The following is a 17,829-nucleotide window of genomic DNA, read 5'->3' on the forward strand; positions in this document are numbered from 1 at the left end:
TTACTTTTCCGCCTTTTCTATGGCGGTATTTATATCTTCCGGAGCCAAATTGGCACTGAGGAAGTCTGTCGATACCGGGGTATCAATCACTAGCCGCGAGACTTTGCCAATCTGGAGGAACCCTGACGAAATGCTGTAATCCTGAATATGACCACCTCCTTGGCGGTCATCGGTAATAAAGTGTTCGTGATAGCCGGGCACATTGATGCCAGTCGTATATTTAGGACTGCGAAAGCCGGCGACCACGCCTTGCTTATGCGTGAAGCGGAACGTTGGTTGTTCTTTAACCACTTCAAGCATTGGCCGATAAGGGCGTGTTTGTTTAGGTACGGTGCGAGTACGAACTGAATCGAAAACGCCATCAATGCGCACTGCGCAAAATAGGTTATCGCTTGGAACCATGTCGTCTATGAGGCTATGGACTTCATGACGTGACATGCGCGATGTCAGTGGCAGTTCGATATCAGGCTTAAAAAAAGTCATGACAGCAAAGGGCGTTTTTTGCGCCAGGTCTGCCGGGTTTGCGGAGCCATCCGACTTGAGTTGAAAAACTTCCTTATCAAAAGCAATCAACTCACCATCCAATTCATTGAACGTACCTAAACCAAAATCCCCATGTTTCATCAGTTCTTCTATGGTTGTTGAGCCTTCGTAAACACCAGCGATCAAAGCACTCATCAACGAAGTCTGATAAATCTCACCATCTCCGGTAACGTGATGGTATTCAGAAAATTCTTTCGCTACTTCAAGCGAACAAGCACATAGAGGGTTATAAAATCCACGCATGAGTAAGACCAGTTATGCAATGAAGAGTATATTTAGATTGACTTCTACACGGTGCTAAATCCAATATAAAAAAGATTTATTTTGATATGGAAAATATATGGAATTTCGCTACCTGAAGTATTTTGTCGCGGTCGCCGAGACTCGTCACTTTACCCGAGCCGCTGAACAGTTAGGGATTGCGCAACCTCCTTTAAGTCAACAAATCAAAAAGTTAGAGCACGAGCTTGGTGTGGACCTATTTAAGCGCTTGTCTAGAGGGGTAGAACTGACCCATGCTGGGCAAGTCTTTTATACGGATGCGGTAAATATTCTTGCTGATGTGGAACGCGCTAAAGCAAAAGCCCGACAGATTGCCCGTGGTGAAAATACGCAGGTTAAAATTGGGTTCGCGACGTCAACATCAACCTGCATTAAGGTATTAGAGAGGGTGGGGCGTATTCAAGAGAATGGGGTTCATTTACAGGCGGCGGAACTGTCAATGCCAGAGCTTGCCACTCAGTTAAAAAGCAAACAACTTGATCTCGCAATCATGCGGCTACCCTGTTACGCCAGTGAGCCTTTTGAGCACAAGGTGTTGTTTAACGACCCGTTTGTCGCGGTGATTCCGGCGGGCCACGAACTGGCAAAGTATCACTGTATCCAGATGAAACAGTTGAGAGGCCATAAAATTTTACTGTTTCCACGAGAGACGGGCCCCGCATTGTTTGATGGCATGAGCACACTTTTTGCCGACGCAGGAGTAAGACTCGAACCACAGTTTGCAGCACCGCAACTTCGTACGACGATTGCCATGGCGCAGGCTGGGTTAGGTATTGCCCTCGTTCCGCGTTCACTGGCTGAACATCTCGATGATTCTGCGACAGTCGCCGAGATTGATGATATCCCTCTCACTAGTCGTGTTGTCGTTGCTTGGGAGGCGTCTAATCTCAATAAGCTGGCGTTAAAAGTAGTCACGAATATCAGTCATGTTGAGGCTTAAAGATGAGTTATCGAACTGGCTCTGATAGCCACAGGCAAATGTGATACTCTCCCTCGTTATATGCAAAGCTATGCTTTGGTTGAATAGACAAATCTTACTCAACGAATAGAACTTACTGAGGGTGTGCCAATGATATACGCTGCGGTCTTTGATATGGACGGGTTGCTGATTGATTCAGAACCTTTGTGGAAGGAAGCTGAAAAGCAGGTGTTTTCATCAGTTGGCGTCCAAGTGACCGAAGTATTATCAAAGCAGACTGCGACGATGACGACAGGTGAAGTAACAAGGTTTTGGTATGAACGTAATCCTTGGCAAGAAAAGAGCCTAGAGGAAGTAGAGAATGCTGTTGTGGATAAAGTGGAGGCATTAATAATTGAAAAAGGATGCGAATTAGAGGGTGTTACAGAAACACTCAAATTGCTTAAGGAAAAAGGGTTTAAGATAGGATTGTCTACTAATTCACCTTATCAACTCATTCCCATCATTTTGAACAAACTCGGTATTGCCAGTTACTTTGACGCGATATCATCGTCAGACGATGTAGAACAGGGCAAGCCAGAGCCAGATGTCTACCTTTCAACAATCAATAAACTAGGTGTAGATTCAAGTAACTGTATTGCCTTTGAAGACTCTTATTCGGGTATGCTTGCGGCAACACGAGCAAACATAAAAACAGTCGTGATACCTCAACCTGATAAGTTCTACCAAGAGTTTAATGAAGCCAGTCTAAAGCTGCAAAAGCTATCAGAGTTTAATGAAAGCCATTTAGTGGATTTAATAGGATAAAGCTATTCATTACGATTGGTAATATTTATGACAGATGTCATACCATATGGAGAACTTTGATGAGATATTAGTTGCTTATGTGTAGGAGTGGTGAGGGATGAAATGAAGCTTAATGTCGTTGCATATTTGATCAAAGAAGGCTACGAAGAGGCCGATATAATCAACCCTAAGAAAAATGCTAGAAAGATAGAGGTTAGCATAAACGATAGCTCCAATAGTCTTTACATTAAAAATGCTAGATCTAAGCCTAAATGGAGCGATATTTTTACCATCCACCCTGACGTTGATGATTCTATGTTTTATGCTGAGAGCATATGTGGAGTGTTTTTGGTAGAAGCAGAGGGAAGGTTAGTCGCTTTTACATTCGGACACGCCAAGTCATTACTTTTTCAGCATGTAATTCAGCGTGGCTTCGGACTGAGAGTATCACTCAATATTGGTGATTCAGAGCAAATCAAATCAATAGATAAGTCAACATTAGACAAAGTTGCACTTAAGACACGCTCTCAAACTTCAAAAAATACGAACGTTTCAGATTTTGACTTCGAGTTTGATCACGAAATTCTAAAGTCAATATCTGCAGTTGTTGATACTGAAGGTGATGAACTAGAAATTGTTTCAGGTTACGACTCTGTATCCTTATATACAAAAGTAAGTCTTGAGGAGCTACCTAAAATTGCTGATAGGATAATGTCTGCATATGCTTCGGATAAGTATTTGTCTAATTACCCTTGGGTCGATTTTATACAAGCTGTAACTGATCCAGAAACGATTTCAATATTAAATGACAAGATTGTTCAACAGTTTAGTTCCCAAGCTTATAATTCAATTTGGATTGCATGCCCTGAAATAATGGATTATGGGGACTTTTCAGGTTTTGCTTATACAACAAGAGCCAAAAAAGGTTGTTCAGTTTGTCTGCACCCTGAGCTTGATTTGGAGTTGTATGTGAAAGAAGCCAAGTTGAAGCTTCCTACAAGCGTGGAGACATTAAAGCGCAAACAAGTTTACGCCTATAACTCTGCTGAGATTCAAGTCAAGTCATGGTCAATTTTTCGTTGTCTTAATGGAGAAGTAGAGTTAGAAGGTGATGTATTCGTCTTAAATGATTCTCAATGGTATAGAGTTGAAAGAAAGTTCAGTGATTCGGTTAATGAGTATTTCAAACATTTACCTAGGTCGAAAATCGACTTCCCACCATACGGAACTCTTACTGAAGGTGAGTATCTCAATAAAATTGCAGATGGTGAAAACTTTGCCCTTTTAGATCAAAAATGGATCTACCCTCAAGGTATAGGAACTCGAATAGAGTTTTGCGACTTACTTTCTCAATGCAATGCTTTTATTCATGTTAAAAAATATGGTGCATCTTCGGTATTGAGTCATTTATTTTCACAAGCAACGGTTGCAACTGAGCTTTTGTTAAATGATAACTCAGTGCTTGCACAAGTTAACAAACACTTAGACGATACTTATTTGAGTATTGTTTTTAATAAAGATGAGTCACCGCGTACACATAGAGTTGTTCTCGCAATTATGCACAAGAAGAAAGGTGAAGTGCACTTGCCATTTTTTTCAAAAGTAAACCTGCGTCATCACAGTAGACGGTTACAAAACATGGGTTTTACGGTTGAACTAGCCAAGATAGATGCATAAAAAGACTAACAAAGCATTTAAGAGGGACTCCCGAGGCTTGTCATTTTTTGGTTTCGGGTTAATGATAGCGTTGTTCACAACTTAGTGCAGCGTTAAACCGCAAGGATGATGGATGATTAAAGCGCAAGTATATGATGTATTTTGTGATGAATTGGCTCAAGGTAACCCTTGTGGTGTTGTCGAACTAAATCACTGGCTGAGTGATTCTGAGTTACTTCAAATCACTCATCAGGTCGCTCAACCTGTCACATCATTTGTGGTTCAGTCTGGCAGTGACTACCACATTCGCTGGTTTAGCCTAGCAGGAGAGATCAACCTATGCGGACACGGAAGTTTGGGCGCAGGCGCTGCAATCATTTCCAACTATCATCAGAATGAGGTCATTCTAAAAAGCCAGTATGGTCATATTACCGTTACGGAACTGGGTGGAATGTACAGGATCGTGATGCCAAGTTGGCAAGCTAAGCCTCATGCCATCCCCTTGGATATTTCAGGCTTTTCCAATCGCCCTGTAGATGCTTTTACAACGCGTGATTTGGTTGTTGTTCTCGAGTCCGAAGATGATGTTGCTCACTATAAACCTAACTTTGATGAGCTGGTTAAAATTGATGAGTTTCATGCAGTCATCGTGACGGCTCAAAGCTCTGATAGTGGCTATGTGCTGCGTTACTTTGCACCTAAAATCGGTATTTCAGAAGATCTTGCCACAGGCTCAGCTCAGTGCTCATTGGCGCCTTATTGGTTTGAAAAACTGGGCAAAGAAAAACTGATGGCTCGCCAGCTATCTCGCGCTGGTGGTTATTTTGAAGTGGCGCGCGGTTCAGAATCTACTATCGTATTGTCTGCACACGTGAAAAGTCGGACTTGAATGCAAACGCCTCTAGCTCTTACATAAGATCTAGAGGCATCCATTTTAAAGTGCCGAGCTAAGACTTTAATCCTGCTGCTGTCATCATTATTCGAAAGAACATAGACACCAACCCTAATGCAGCGACGCTAGCGATCCAAATCCCAATCATCCATGCCCACTGGCGACACCAATTTTTGATTTTCATAATCACTCCTCATTAACTCGTTAATGGTACGCTTCGCCTTCTTTCACTTTTCCAGAAAAGACGTAATAACTCCAAAAGGTGTAAGCCAGAATGATCGGGATGATGATCACCGCTCCAACGAGCATAAAGCGCTGACTGCTTGCTGGAGCCGCTGCTTCCCATATCGATATGCTAGGAGGAATGATATTTGGCCATATACTGATGCCAAGCCCAGCGAACCCGAGAATTACGATCACCAATGCCATCACGAAAGGGCTGCGCTCTTTACGCTTTTTAACGGAGTCGGCAATCTTAAAACATACCAACCCAGTAATGACAGGTACGGGCAGTAAGTAGAACAAATTAGGCAGAGAAAACCATCTTTCCGCAATGGTAGGGTAAGCAAGTGGAGTCCAAGCGCTCACAATGACTAATGCGGAGATCATCGCCAGTAGTGTTTTGTTAGTGAAGCGGTACATCGTGTTTTGTAGTGCACCTTCCGTTTTCATGATGAGCCATGTGCTACCAAGAAGCGCGTACGTTGCGACTAAACCCAAACCACAAAAGATGGGAAAAGGGCTGAGCCAGTCTAGTTGGCTACCTACGAAGACGCGGTTTTCCACCGCAAAGCCCTGAATTACCGCGCCAACAACGATGCCTTGGAAAAACGTGGTTAACATCGAGCCGACCATAAAAGAGCGGTCCCAGAACTTTAAGTGGTTTTCCAATGCTTTAAAGCGAAACTCAAATGCTACGCCACGAAAGATCAAAGCAATCAACATCAGTGTTAAAGGGATGGTTAGCGCTTCAATAATTACCGCGTAAGCCATCGGAAAAGCGCCAAATAGAGATGCGCCTCCAAGCACAATCCAAGTTTCGTTGCCGTCCCAAACTGGCGCGACACTGTTGACCATGACGTCTTTTTGTTTTTCATCCTTGATGAAGGGCATCAGTATTCCAATACCCAAATCGAAGCCGTCCATGATGATGTACATCAAAGTGGCAAAAACGATGATCGCGAACCAAATCACGGATAAATCAAAATGCATACTTTCTACCTTCACTTTGTGACAAATTCTAGATGCGGCCTGAAACGGTCGTCATGTCGTGCTCATCGTGTTCGATTGCATCGGGGCCTTTCTTGATTTGGTGGATCATGTAGTAATACCCAAAACCAAACACCAAGCTGTACACAACAAGGAAACACAGCAGGCTGATGCTCATTTGTAGGTCTCCGTGTGCAGAAACCGCATCACGCGTTTTTTGTACGCCATACACGACCCAAGGTTGCCGCCCAACCTCAGTCGTAAACCAGCCAGCGAGTATCGCGATAAGACCAGATGGCCCCATAAATAATGAAAATTTGAGGAAACAACGCGAGGTATAAAGCGTGTTCTTTTTTCGTAACCACATGCTGTAGAAGCTTTGAAAAATCATCAGAAGTCCTAGCCCGACCATGATTCGAAATGACCAAAAGACGATAGGTGAGTTCGGTCGTTCCTCTTTCGGGAAGTCTTTCAGCGCCGGGATTGGCTCAGTTAAACTGTGGCGTAGGATCAAACTTCCTAGAACAGGAATTTCTAAGGCATAGTCTGTGCGTTCTTGTTCCATGTTTGGCATGCCGAACAATATCAATGGGGTTGGTTTGCCATCGCTGTTATCCCAATGTCCTTCGATGGCGGCGATTTTGGCAGGCTGGTATTCCAAGGTGTTTAGCCCGTGCACATCGCCAATCACGGCTTGGAGTGGCGCAAGGAACACTAAGATCCCGAGCGACATCGAAAACATGGTTTTTACCGCAGTCGATTGATTGCCTCTCAATAAATGCCAAGCGGCTGACGCGCCTACAAAGAGTGCTGAACTGACGAAAGCCGCGACGCTCATGTGCGCCAAACGATAAGGAAATGAAGGATTGAAAACGATAGCAAACCAGTCGGTTGGCACCACACGTCCGTCGACAATTTCATAGCCTTGTGGCGTTTGCATCCAACTGTTGGAGGCGAGAATCCAGAACGTCGAAATGATCGTGCCTAACGCCACCATCGAGGTTGCAAAAAAGTGCAGCTTTTCGCCGACGCGACGCCACCCAAATAGCATTACGCCAAGAAATCCGGCTTCGAGAAAGAAAGCCGTTAACACTTCATAAGTCAGTAATGGGCCAGTGATAGAACCAGCGAAGTCGGAGAAACCACTCCAGTTGGTGCCGAATTGATAGGCCATGACAAGACCAGATACAACACCCATTCCAAAGTTAACCGCAAAAATTTTCGACCAGAAGTGATAGAGCTTTTGGTAATCGGGATTACGTGTTTTTAGCCATAAGCCTTCCAGCACGGCGAGATAGGTGGCCAAACCTATGGTGATAGCGGGGAAAATAATATGAAAGGATACCGTAAAGGCGAACTGTATCCGTGCAAGCATAAATGCGTCGAGGCCAAACATTAAACTTCCTTTGATCTTTTAAGTTTTATGAGAGAGCTATTTTAAAAGGAGCGGAATGAGGGAAGTAGGTACAGACAGTGACTATAAACCTATAACAGATTAAATATTGAAGTGTTATTATTTTGAATTCAGCTTTATGGGGGGGGATTCGCGTGTGGCGAAGTATCAAGAGTTAGTGGAACAGCTTAAAAGGCAGATAAAATCGGGGATATGGCATCCGGGTGACAAGCTGCCTTCACTGCGTCGCCAATCTGAACACTCGGGTTTAAGTTTGATGACGGTATTGCACGCTTATCAAATTCTGGAATCTCAAGGCTGGGTCACCTCACAGCCGCGCTCTGGTTATCGAGTCGCGCCCAATATTAAGAGTTCAAATGAACCCCAAGCGCCAGCCGCGGTTTCGTGGACAGAGCAGGTAGACATCAATGAGTTTATCTTTGATGTTCTGCAGGCGAGTAAAAATCCATCCATGATCAATTTTGGCTTTGCCTATCCAGACCCAAGTTTGTACCCACGATATCACGTGAATCGGGCGATGAGCGCAGCCGCTCGCAATATGCCGATTTCCACCACCTTTGATAACTTACCGCCGGGAAACGAACAATTACGCACCATCATCGCGAAGCGTTATGCTGCGAAAGGCATTGAAATTTCACCCGATGAAATTGTCATTACGGCAGGCGCGCTGGAGGCGTTAACGCTCAGTTTGCAAGCTTGTACAAGACCGGGAGATTGGGTGGTTGTGGAGTCGCCTGCATTCTATGGCGCATTGCAATCCTTAGAGCGGTTAGGTTTGAAAGCGCTCTCAGTAAGAACAGACCCGGTCACGGGCATTGACCTAGATTCATTGGAACGAGCGCTGCAAACACACGATGTGAAAGCATGTTGGCTTATGTCGAACTTCCAGAATCCTCTGGGTTTTACGCTCTCCAACGAGAAAAAACAAAAGCTGATTGAGCTGACACAGCGATATAACGTGCCAGTGATTGAAGATGATGTGTACAGCGAACTGCATGCCGGGAATGACTCGGTTTACCCACTAAGAATGTTTGATGACACGGGCAATACCATGTTGTGCTCGTCGTTTTCAAAATCATTAATCGCAGGGCTACGTATTGGTTGGGTTGCGGCGGGAAAGCGGGCGCTAGAGGTACAAAAGTTACAGCTAATGAGTACATTAGCGACGAGTGCACCAGTGCAAATGACATTGGTGCACTATTTAACAAGCCGCAATTATGAATCGCATTTGAAGCAGTTACGGAAAAAGCTGTTTGAACGTAAAAGTAAGATGACGGATCTGCTTAATGAGCTGTTACCTGAAGAAGTCAAAGTGTTAAGCCAAAGCGGCGGGTACTTTATTTGGTTAGAGCTTCCCAAGCATATCGACGCCTTGCAGATATATCGAGAAGCGCTAAAAGATAATATCAGCATCGCACCGGGAAAGATGTTCAGCCTGACAGAACAATACGATCACTGTATTCGTCTTAACGCTTCTTTTGAGCTTAATGACAAATACGTCCATGCTCTCAATCTGCTTGCCAACATTATTCGCGATCATTTGGCAAAATAGCGACTTTCTTCAGTTTTTTGGTTTAATGGAGCGCGCCGGATTTCCAGCAACTCGATCGCCCGGCGCAACGTCTTTGGTTATCACAGAGCCAGCGCCGACGACGGCCTCATCGCCAATGGTCACGCCTGGCAGTATGATAGCGCCCCCACCAATCCAAACGTTATTGCCGATTTTTACCGGTTTGGCGATCTCATCTCCGGCTAAGCGTCTTTGCGTATCGAGTGAATGAGCGGCTGTGTAAATTTGCACTCTAGGCCCAATCATGACGTTCGCGCCAACCTCAACCTGTCCATTGTCCAGAATAATGGCATCCCAGTTGATGTAGGTGTTTTCTCCGATGGACAAGTGACAACCGTAGGTAAGTTGAAGCGGTGGCTCTATACAGGCGCTGTTTTTTAATTGGACGCCCATCTCCGCCAATAGTTGTCTACGGATACCTGGGTTTGGCTCGTGGTTAAATTGGAAGACAAGCTGCGCAGTTTTGGCGCGCATTAGCTTTAGTTCTTCATCCAGGCAATTATAGGTTTCTCCAGAGCGCATCCGAGTCAGTTCTGACATAACAATCATTCCATTAATGGTTTGCAGTTGAGGCCACAATGATAAGTGAGTGTTTCAGTCAATAGGAGGTTTTTATTATGAAATCAGATGTTTATCACTGATTTATATTCAATAGGTTAGTTTTGAGTAAGCACTCGTTAAGAGTCATTCAAATAGAGAAGTGAAGTGAATTGGGTAAGTTCCTTTTAGCAGGGGAGGAAAGTATAGATTGGATGTTGCTTTCCTCTCCACAGCTTGATTTGGAGCATTTATTGGCTGTCCCACATCACTTCGCACTCTTCTTTAATAGCCGATTTTAAAAGCTCAATAAGTGGAAATGCTCTGCGTCCTAAACTGACCGTTTGTTCCTCTTGCTCCTCATCTTCTTCCATTGCTTGACTGTTGTTCTGCTCTATCGCTTCTTGTGCTGCGAGAGCAGAGGTCAATCTAGATAGAGCATCAGGGATGTCTTGAGCGGAAATAGACCCTGGTACTGAGCCACTATGCCCCATCATTTTGATCATCTTTATCGCAATATCGCCAAACATAGTGACGTTCGAGTGGCTATGGCAACGAAATGTAATAAGCATTTACCTGCTCCTGTTGTAGGTGTTCATTTGAGTATAAATGGTATCTGAGACACGAGGCAATTTAATCCGATAATTCGCAATCTTTCAGATAGCTATCTATCTTTAACGAAAGACAAACATAAGGAGATGATTTTGTTGAACTCCCAATTAAAGACGTTGATTTGGCGGCTTCACAAGCGAATATTTACGTTGCTTATGGTGTTATGCATATGGTCACCTTCTGTCGTTGCTCAACCTTCCATTGTTTTTGGTGTCGTACCGCAACAGTCGGCGACCAAACTAGTGCAACAATGGCAGCCATTACTGCAACGTTGGGGAGATCTTGCTGGCGTTGAGATTAAGTTTGCCACGGCGCGTGATATTCCCACATTCGAAGCTCGCTTGATGGCTGGAGCCTACGACATTGCATACATGAACCCATATCACTTTACCTTGGTGAATCAAAACCCAGGTTATACGGCGTTAGCAAGAGCGAAAAATAAGCGCATCACAGGCATTATTGTAGCAAGGCGAGGGAAGTCGGTTTCCCTTGATGAGCTGCAAGAAAAGACCATCGCTTTTCCTGCCCCACGAGCATTTGCTGCCTCTATCATCACACAATCAGAGTTGGCGCAGAAAGGCATCAAGTTTACGCCTAAATATGTTGGTTCGCACGACTCAGTCTATTTGGGGGTACTTAAAGGTTTGTACATTGCTGGTGGTGGCGTGAAGCGTACCTTTGAGAGCTTACCGAGTGAAATAAAAGACCAACTTAGCATCATTTATACAACTGCTGGTTATACGCCTCATGCTATTGCGGTTTCAAATAATGTCGATGAAGAGATTACTCTTGCCTTACGAAAGGCAATTTCGCAACTTAATGATGATCCCAAAGCACAGGAGAGTTTTACTTTACTTAACATTGACGGGTTACAGCTTGCACAAGACCAAGATTGGCAAGATGTTGTTCAATTGGGAATCTCAAGATAAATGGTTGTCCTATGACGCTGCGTTCGAAAACGATACTTGGCATTGCTCTTATTGAGGCCCTTGCGCTCGGTGTACTCATCATTAGTGGGCTTAATTGGTTGGAAAGTTCCAACGAGACTAGCCTCGAGGTTGGGAGCCAACACTTGGTGAGTGTATTTGCTCAGGCGTCGAGAGATGCGGTGATTGCGACGGACTTAGCCTATCTAGACAGTTTTGCTCGCTCTGTCGTGAGTGAGCGCGAGTTGGCTTATATTCGTATTGTTAATCAAGATGGCGTCGAGTTGACGCTACAAGGGGATTACAGCGGTGTTGATACTGGTGTGAGACCGTTTGATGTGACCGATGGAGTTTACGATGTTGCGCAAGAGATTACTCTTGGAGAGCAGACTTTCGGTAAGGTTGAAATGGGTGTGAATGTTGAACATGTACATCAAGTACTTTCATTTGCGACTCATGCAAGTTTGGTTATCGCCTTTATTGAAATGTCGCTGGTGGCCATGTTTTCGTATGCTCTCGGTAGCTATTTGATGAAGCGGCTCGATCTTCTTCGTACTGGGGTAATCAAGGTTTCACAGCAAGGTCCGGGTTCGCAAATTTCGATTTCAGGCAATGACGAAGTTACACGTGTTGGCGAAGCGTTTAACCAAATGTCACGCTCTTTAGCACAAGCGCAAACTAAACTTCAGCAAGAGCATCAAACCCAGCAACAGTTATCGGCCAAAATATCGCAGCTTGCTGAGGTTGCTGAACATGCGCGTGATACCATCATCATTACTCACCCTGACGGCACTATTGCATGGGTAAACCCTGCGTTTGAACAGCTAACCGAATATACGTTGGAAGAAGTTATTGGCAAATCTCCGGGCGAGTTACTCCAAGGGCCAGACACAGACCCAAATACGGTGGCATTGCTCTCAAAAAGTGTCCGTAAGCACTCTCCTATTAGGGTTGAAATACTCAACTATACCAAGTCGAAGCACCCGTATTGGGTCGAGTTGGAGCTCTCTCCTGTGTTTGATGAAGATGGCGGGTTGTTACGTTTTATTGCGGTAGAGCGTGACATCACCGACAGGCGAAGGATGGAGAGGCGTCTGTCGTCTGCTTTAGATAAATCGAAAAAGGCGATGCAAGCCAAATCGGAATTTTTGGCGAACATGAGCCATGAGATTCGCACCCCAATGAACGCGATCATGGGGATCAGCGAGATATTGCTTGAGAACGAAAACCGTCGAGAGCCAAGGGAGTTATTACTCTTGCTGCACAAATCTGCCAACAACCTTGTGACGATCATTAACGACATCCTTGACTACAGCAAAGTAGAAGCGGGCAAGTTGACGTTAGTTGAAGAGGAGTTTGACTTGCGTTCACTCGTCGAGAGCTGCACCGCTTTGTGTGCTTATCAGGCGGATAAAAAGAACCTCAAGTTGTTGGTTGATATGCCATTGGCCATGAATACGGTCGTGGTCGGTGATAAAGGTCGGATTAATCAAATCTTGCTTAACTTGATCGGTAATGCGGTGAAATTCACGGATGAAGGTCATGTGCTACTCAAAGTCAGAGAAAGTGAGCACGGTTTTGATTTTTCCGTGAGTGATACGGGCATTGGTATTCCCGAAGATCGATTGGCTCATATTATGGATAAGTTTGAGCAGGTCGATACCTCCGCGACAAGACGCCATGAAGGTACAGGCTTGGGGTTGGCAATCTCAAAACGTTTGATCAGCATGTACAACGGCGAGCTTTGTGTGCATTCAGATTTTGGAAAAGGGTCGTGCTTTAGCTTTAGCTTTAGTTTGCAGTTGCCTAAGCAAAGTCAGCTTCTTTCCGATCCGATAGAGCTGAGTGCAAATCGACTATTGTTGATTGATGATTATCAACCGCGCGTGCAACACTTGATACATTTAGCTCAAGAGATTGGCATTGAAGTTACTCATGCCAACGATTGGTCAACTGCGCAGTCTTTGGGTAAAAAATTGGATGGTTTTGATCGTATCCTCGCAAGTGTAAACAATGCTCAAGATAGAGATTCGCTCTATGAGCTTGATGCGACAGAATCAGCCGCCAAACGGGTAATGTTTCTTGCACCTTGCGTGATGGAGGAAGGGCAGGCATGGTCGTGCGAGCGGGATCGTTTATTGCCGCAACCGGTCACGCAGCATAAACTGCAAGCTCTGTTTTCTACTAAGACACAAAAGCGTCGAGAACTTTCCTCAGATGAGAATCCTGACTTTTCTAGCCTGCACCTATTAGTCGCAGAAGACAGCCATATCAATCGAATATTGATTGAAAAAATGTTGCAAGACACAGGTGTTAAACTGACGTTGGCGGAAGATGGTGTTGAAGCCGTTGAGCTTTATAAACAGATTTCTCCGGACTTGGTGATTACCGATATTTCTATGCCAAACAAAGATGGTTTTGGCGTGACAAAAGACATTCGTGAGTTACAGGAAAGTGGTGCGTTTCCTTGGTGTCCAATCGTCGCGTTTTCTGCACATGCGATGCAAGAGCAGCAACAAAAAAGTATTGCATTAGGTATGGATGATTACCTGACAAAACCAGTTCAGAAAAGTGATTTGCTTAATATGATCGCGAAGTGGGGATGCCACACCCTTGCAGAGGAAAAGCACGCTTCTGTTTAGTGTTTCGGTTAGATTAAATCGGCTCAAGAAAACGAGCATGTTATTAAACATGCTCGTTTGTAGTTGTTTATCGTAGGTTGAGCAATTTACAAGCTGTTTGGATCACCCAATGCTAACGCCACTTTCGACATCGGCCGTTTACCTAAGGCACGGCAAATTTGCCAACCCGCTTGATTGATGATGTTGAGATTAATCCCAGTTTCAATCCCAAGTTGCTCACAAAGATAAAGCACATCTTCCGTTGCAACATTACCGCTGGCCCCTTTTGCGTAAGGGCAGCCGCCCAGTCCTGCAACGGCACTATCAATGGTATTGATCCCCACCAGCAAGGCTTGGTAGATATTGGCCAACGCTTGCCCGTACGTGTCGTGGAAGTGCACGGCTAACGAATCTTTGGGTAGCTGCGTTAACAGAGAGTCCAGCATGGCGATAACGCGATTAGGCGTTGCTTTGCCAACGGTGTCACCGAGCGAAATCTCGTAACATCCCATATCAAACAGCGTGTTGGCGACCGCAGTGGTTTGCTCTGGCTTGATTACTCCCTCATATGGACAAACCATAGTGCAAGACAAGTACCCGCGCACAGGTATGTTGTGCTGCTTTGCGAGCTCGATAACGGGTTCAAAACGGGCAAGGCTCTCCGCAATACTGCAGTTGATGTTTTTCTGGCTGAAGGCTTCTGAAGCGGAGCCAAACACCGCAATTTGCTTTACGCCACTTTCCAGCGCACGCTCTAACCCTGCGAGATTTGGTGTGAGCGCGCTGTAAACCACGTCAGGCTTTTGCGTGATACCAGCAAACACCTGATCGGAATCGGCCATTTGTGGTACCCACTTTGGCGAGACGAAAGAGCCCGCTTCAATATGCTTTAAGCCACTGCTGCTTAACTGATTGATTAAACGGATTTTATCGACTAGCGTCACTGCCGTTTCATTTTGTAAGCCATCGCGTGCGCCAACTTCGACGATATTAACCTTCGCTGGTAGCATATTCGCGCTCCTTATCGGTACAACTACTTGCTGGCTCAGAAGCCAAATGTAGCAGTATTGAACCATGCTGAACTTGGTCTCCGTGTTGATAAAACACTTCATCAATTATCGCTGCGACCGGAGCGGTAATGGTGTATTCCATCTTCATCGCTTCGAGCACTAGCAACGGATCACCAGCCGCTACTTTGTCTCCCTTATTCACCATGACCGCCGAGATCACACCGTTCAGTGGCGCGGTTGGACTAAGTTCATCGTATTGACCTTTTGAGGATTCAAAACTTGGTTGGTGAGCAAAGGTACGTTGCTGACCAAGATAAAATAGCGTTGTCTTTTGTTTGTCGTTGAGCGCGTTAAAGATGTAACGCACTCTATCGATATCGACGATAAACTGATTGCCACTTTCAAGCAGGATGACCTGATGTGAATCCTCACCACATCGGATAGTGAATTGGTTCAAATGCTGAGGTCCTGTTTCCTGAGAGGATTGCTGCAGGCATATCTGATGATTGACATTGGCATCCGTGAAGTTAAATCGATAAACGTTGTCGACTGACAGCCTAAAACCTTGTGTGGTTGGAGCGGGTAACGTTGAGCTGCCTGATTTAGCAGTGAGAGCATTCCAGCGAGCAACCGCTGCCAACGTTAGCCAGATAGAATCCGACACATTTTGTTGCGCGCTGATGCCTTGCTGGTGTTTAACCAAGAAGTCGGTATCAAGTTCGATATTGGCAAAGGCTGGCTGCGAAATAATGCTGTGCAGGTAACCAATGTTTGTCGTGACTCCACGCACGTGATATTGAGTTAACGCCTGTTTAAGCTGTTTGAGCGCGATATCACGTGTTTGGCCCCAGACGATCAGTTTGCTGATCATAGGATCGTAGTATTCGCTAATGGTATCGCCTTGGGTAACACCGCTATCAACACGCACACAAGCTAGTCGAACATTGTTGTCCGTGATGGGTTCTTGTAAATAATCAATGCATCCAGTCGACGGCATAAAGTCATTGTCTGCATCTTCGGCGTAAATTCTCAGCTCGATTGAGTGACCGTTATGAGTGATTTCGGATTGCGAGATCGGTAAATGCTCGCCAGCCGCAACTTTGAATTGCCACTCCACCAAATCAACGCCGGTGATCGATTCAGTGACAGGGTGTTCAACTTGAAGGCGGGTATTCATCTCCATGAAGTAGAATTGACCTCGGCTATCGAGTAAGAACTCCACCGTGCCAGCGCCAACATAGTCGATCGCTTGAGCGGCCTGAACCGCAGCTTCACCCATTTGTTTACGCAGTTCATCACTAAGACCGGGAGCTGGTGCTTCTTCGACTACTTTTTGATGACGACGCTGAATGGAACAATCACGATCAGATAGATAGACACAGTTGCAATGCTGGTCAGCAAATACCTGAACTTCCACGTGGCGAGGCTGCAATATGCATTTTTCGATTAGAAGTTGCTTATCGCCAAAGCTTGAAAGCGCTTCACGCTGCGCACCGTCGATGGCCAAGGGCATTTCGGCTGCGCTATTGACCACTCGCATGCCTTTACCGCCGCCACCTTGTGTTGCTTTAAGCATCACTGGGTAACCGATTTTTTCCGCTTCCGCTAATAAATGCTCAACGCTATTATCTGTGCCGTGGTAGCCCGGAACCAAGGGCACGTTCGCCTCTGACATGATTGCTTTGGCTTGAGATTTAGAACCCATTGCCTCAATTGCGCTGGTGGAAGGGCCAATAAAGACGATGCCATTTTCGCTGCACGCTTTGGCTAGTTTCGGGTTCTCGGAAAGAAAACCATACCCAGGGTGGATAGCATCGGCTTGCCATTTTTTCGCAGCGCCGATAATCGCATCGATATCAAGATACGACTCACTCGCCGGAGCAGGGCCGATAAATTCAGCGAAATCTGCTTGTTTAGCATGTAAGCTGCTGTGATCCGCTTCGGAATAGACGGCAACCGTCTCTATAGCCATGCTTTTTGCGGTTTTAATAATTCGGCATGCAATTTCACCGCGGTTTGCGATCAGTATTCTTTTAAACATGATTCCTCCAATTGGCGGCGCGCTTTTCAAAAAATGCACTCAGTCCTTGCTGTCCTTCGCTGGACACGCGGGCGGTTGCAATCGCTTGGCTGGTGTATTCAATTAATGAGTGATCGATAGGTTGGTTGTCACAACGTAAGCAGAGCGTTTTTGCTGCCTGCATGGCTTGTGGACCGTTGTTGAGCAGGTGATCAATGGTGCGATTGACAGCTTCACGTGGTTGAGAGTCGATCTGATGAAGAAGATTCATCGATAGCGCGGTTTCGGCATCGATCAGTTCCGCGGTTAAAAAGTAGCGTCGGCTTTGTCGTTGTCCAATCGCTCGGATTACGTAAGGTCCGATGGTAGCGGGTAATAAACCGAGCTTCACTTCACTCAAACAGAAGCGACTTTCAGGTGTACCGATTGCGATATCGCAGCAGCAGATAAGCCCAAGTGCGCCGCCAAATGCAGCGCCGTGCACCATAGCAATGGTTGGTTTGCTAAAGGTATCCAGCGTATGCAAAAGTTTTGCTAGTTGCTGTGCGTCTTGCAGGTTTTCACTCTCTGTTTTGGTGGCCATTGACTGCATCCAGCCAAGATCCGCACCGGCAGAAAAGTGTTTTCCTTGCGCAGTGAGTACCAACGCGCGTAGAGAGTCGTCTTGCTCAAGTTGTTCCAAAGCTTCGATAAGTGAAGCAATCAATTCATCATCAAACGCGTTGTGTTTTTCTGGCCGATTCAGGCTCAACCAGGCAACGCCATTGCTGTCTTTTTCAAACAGTAGTCCGGTCATGTGACTTCCTTTGTCTGACATTTCAGTCTGATATTC

The 17,829-nt window shown here is 45.4% G+C and carries 16 protein-coding genes; 7 read left to right on the forward strand and 9 right to left on the reverse strand.

The window, feature by feature from the left end; all coding sequences use genetic code 11:
• Nucleotides 1–786: an acetolactate decarboxylase gene (budA, locus tag NL645_RS01575; protein ID WP_104972435.1), complete on the reverse strand. Its 786-nt coding sequence runs from the start codon at nt 784–786 to the stop codon at nt 1–3.
• 97 nt (nt 787–883) lie between these two features.
• Between budA and NL645_RS01580 the strand changes: the two genes are divergently transcribed.
• The 4 genes from NL645_RS01580 (at nt 884) to NL645_RS01595 (ending at nt 5,075) form a co-directional block, all read left to right on the forward strand.
• On the forward strand, nt 884–1,765 hold the full coding sequence (locus tag NL645_RS01580) for a LysR family transcriptional regulator (RefSeq protein WP_243327944.1): 882 nt from the start codon (nt 884–886) through the stop codon (nt 1,763–1,765).
• Nucleotides 1,766–1,894: 129 nt separating this feature from the next.
• Entirely contained in the window at nt 1,895–2,551 is a 657-nt protein-coding gene (gene hxpB / locus NL645_RS01585) for a hexitol phosphatase HxpB (RefSeq protein WP_253651043.1), read from the forward strand.
• A gap of 102 nt (nt 2,552–2,653) precedes the next feature.
• Nucleotides 2,654–4,207, forward strand: coding sequence for a TIGR04141 family sporadically distributed protein (locus NL645_RS01590; RefSeq protein ID WP_253651044.1), 1,554 nt, complete (start codon nt 2,654–2,656; stop codon nt 4,205–4,207).
• A 112-nt stretch (nt 4,208–4,319) separates the two neighbouring features.
• A complete protein-coding gene (locus tag NL645_RS01595) occupies nt 4,320–5,075 on the forward strand; it encodes a PhzF family phenazine biosynthesis protein (RefSeq protein WP_253651045.1) in 756 nt (251 codons plus the stop codon).
• Between the two features lie 58 nt (nt 5,076–5,133).
• On the opposite strand, the gene NL645_RS01600 is transcribed toward NL645_RS01595, so the two are convergent.
• From NL645_RS01600 to NL645_RS01610, 3 genes are read right to left on the reverse strand one after another with little or no spacing between them, the layout of a single operon-like run.
• Nucleotides 5,134–5,262, reverse strand: coding sequence for a DUF2474 domain-containing protein (locus NL645_RS01600; RefSeq protein ID WP_104973567.1), 129 nt, complete (start codon nt 5,260–5,262; stop codon nt 5,134–5,136).
• 20 nt (nt 5,263–5,282) lie between these two features.
• Nucleotides 5,283–6,290: a cytochrome d ubiquinol oxidase subunit II gene (gene cydB, locus NL645_RS01605; protein ID WP_253651046.1), complete on the reverse strand. Its 1,008-nt coding sequence runs from the start codon at nt 6,288–6,290 to the stop codon at nt 5,283–5,285.
• Nucleotides 6,291–6,318: 28 nt separating this feature from the next.
• Nucleotides 6,319–7,683, reverse strand: coding sequence for a cytochrome ubiquinol oxidase subunit I (locus NL645_RS01610; protein ID WP_253651047.1), 1,365 nt, complete (start codon nt 7,681–7,683; stop codon nt 6,319–6,321).
• Between the two features lie 136 nt (nt 7,684–7,819).
• Between NL645_RS01610 and NL645_RS01615 the strand changes: the two genes are divergently transcribed.
• Nucleotides 7,820–9,253 carry a PLP-dependent aminotransferase family protein gene (locus NL645_RS01615; protein ID WP_301339001.1) on the forward strand — a complete coding sequence of 478 codons (1,434 nt, stop codon included), beginning with the start codon at nt 7,820–7,822 and terminating at the stop codon, nt 9,251–9,253.
• 9 nt (nt 9,254–9,262) lie between these two features.
• Here NL645_RS01615 and NL645_RS01620 read toward each other — a convergent pair whose 3' ends face one another.
• Together NL645_RS01620 and NL645_RS01625 are read right to left on the reverse strand one after the other, a co-directional pair.
• On the reverse strand, nt 9,263–9,811 hold the full coding sequence (locus NL645_RS01620) for a sugar O-acetyltransferase (RefSeq protein ID WP_253651048.1): 549 nt from the start codon (nt 9,809–9,811) through the stop codon (nt 9,263–9,265).
• Nucleotides 9,812–10,059: 248 nt separating this feature from the next.
• Entirely contained in the window at nt 10,060–10,380 is a 321-nt protein-coding gene (locus NL645_RS01625) for a DUF1840 domain-containing protein (protein WP_031427956.1), read from the reverse strand.
• Between the two features lie 132 nt (nt 10,381–10,512).
• Here NL645_RS01625 and NL645_RS01630 point away from each other — a divergent pair, with 132 nt between their 5' ends.
• Both NL645_RS01630 and NL645_RS01635 read left to right on the forward strand, forming a co-directional pair.
• Nucleotides 10,513–11,349, forward strand: coding sequence for a phosphate/phosphite/phosphonate ABC transporter substrate-binding protein (locus NL645_RS01630; protein ID WP_170901800.1), 837 nt, complete (start codon nt 10,513–10,515; stop codon nt 11,347–11,349).
• 11 nt (nt 11,350–11,360) lie between these two features.
• Nucleotides 11,361–13,988: an ATP-binding protein gene (locus tag NL645_RS01635; protein ID WP_253651049.1), complete on the forward strand. Its 2,628-nt coding sequence runs from the start codon at nt 11,361–11,363 to the stop codon at nt 13,986–13,988.
• Between the two features lie 86 nt (nt 13,989–14,074).
• Here NL645_RS01635 and NL645_RS01640 read toward each other — a convergent pair whose 3' ends face one another.
• Genes NL645_RS01640 through NL645_RS01650 form a run of 3 tightly spaced genes read right to left on the reverse strand, consistent with a single transcriptional unit; the run spans nt 14,075 to nt 17,793 of the window.
• Complete coding sequence (locus NL645_RS01640) at nt 14,075–14,977, reverse strand: hydroxymethylglutaryl-CoA lyase (RefSeq protein ID WP_253651050.1); 903 nt, start codon at nt 14,975–14,977, stop codon at nt 14,075–14,077.
• Nucleotides 14,958–17,018: an acetyl/propionyl/methylcrotonyl-CoA carboxylase subunit alpha gene (locus tag NL645_RS01645; protein ID WP_253651051.1), complete on the reverse strand. Its 2,061-nt coding sequence runs from the start codon at nt 17,016–17,018 to the stop codon at nt 14,958–14,960. The genes NL645_RS01640 and NL645_RS01645 overlap by 20 nt, the downstream gene beginning before the upstream one ends.
• Nucleotides 17,011–17,793, reverse strand: a complete 783-nt coding sequence (locus NL645_RS01650) for an enoyl-CoA hydratase-related protein (RefSeq protein WP_253651052.1) — start codon at nt 17,791–17,793, stop codon at nt 17,011–17,013. The genes NL645_RS01645 and NL645_RS01650 overlap by 8 nt, the downstream gene beginning before the upstream one ends.
• Nucleotides 17,794–17,829 lie beyond the last annotated feature (36 nt).

The organism is Vibrio sp. Y51_MX_L26 (assembly GCF_024181935.1).
Lineage (GTDB): Bacteria > Pseudomonadota > Gammaproteobacteria > Enterobacterales > Vibrionaceae > Vibrio > Vibrio diabolicus.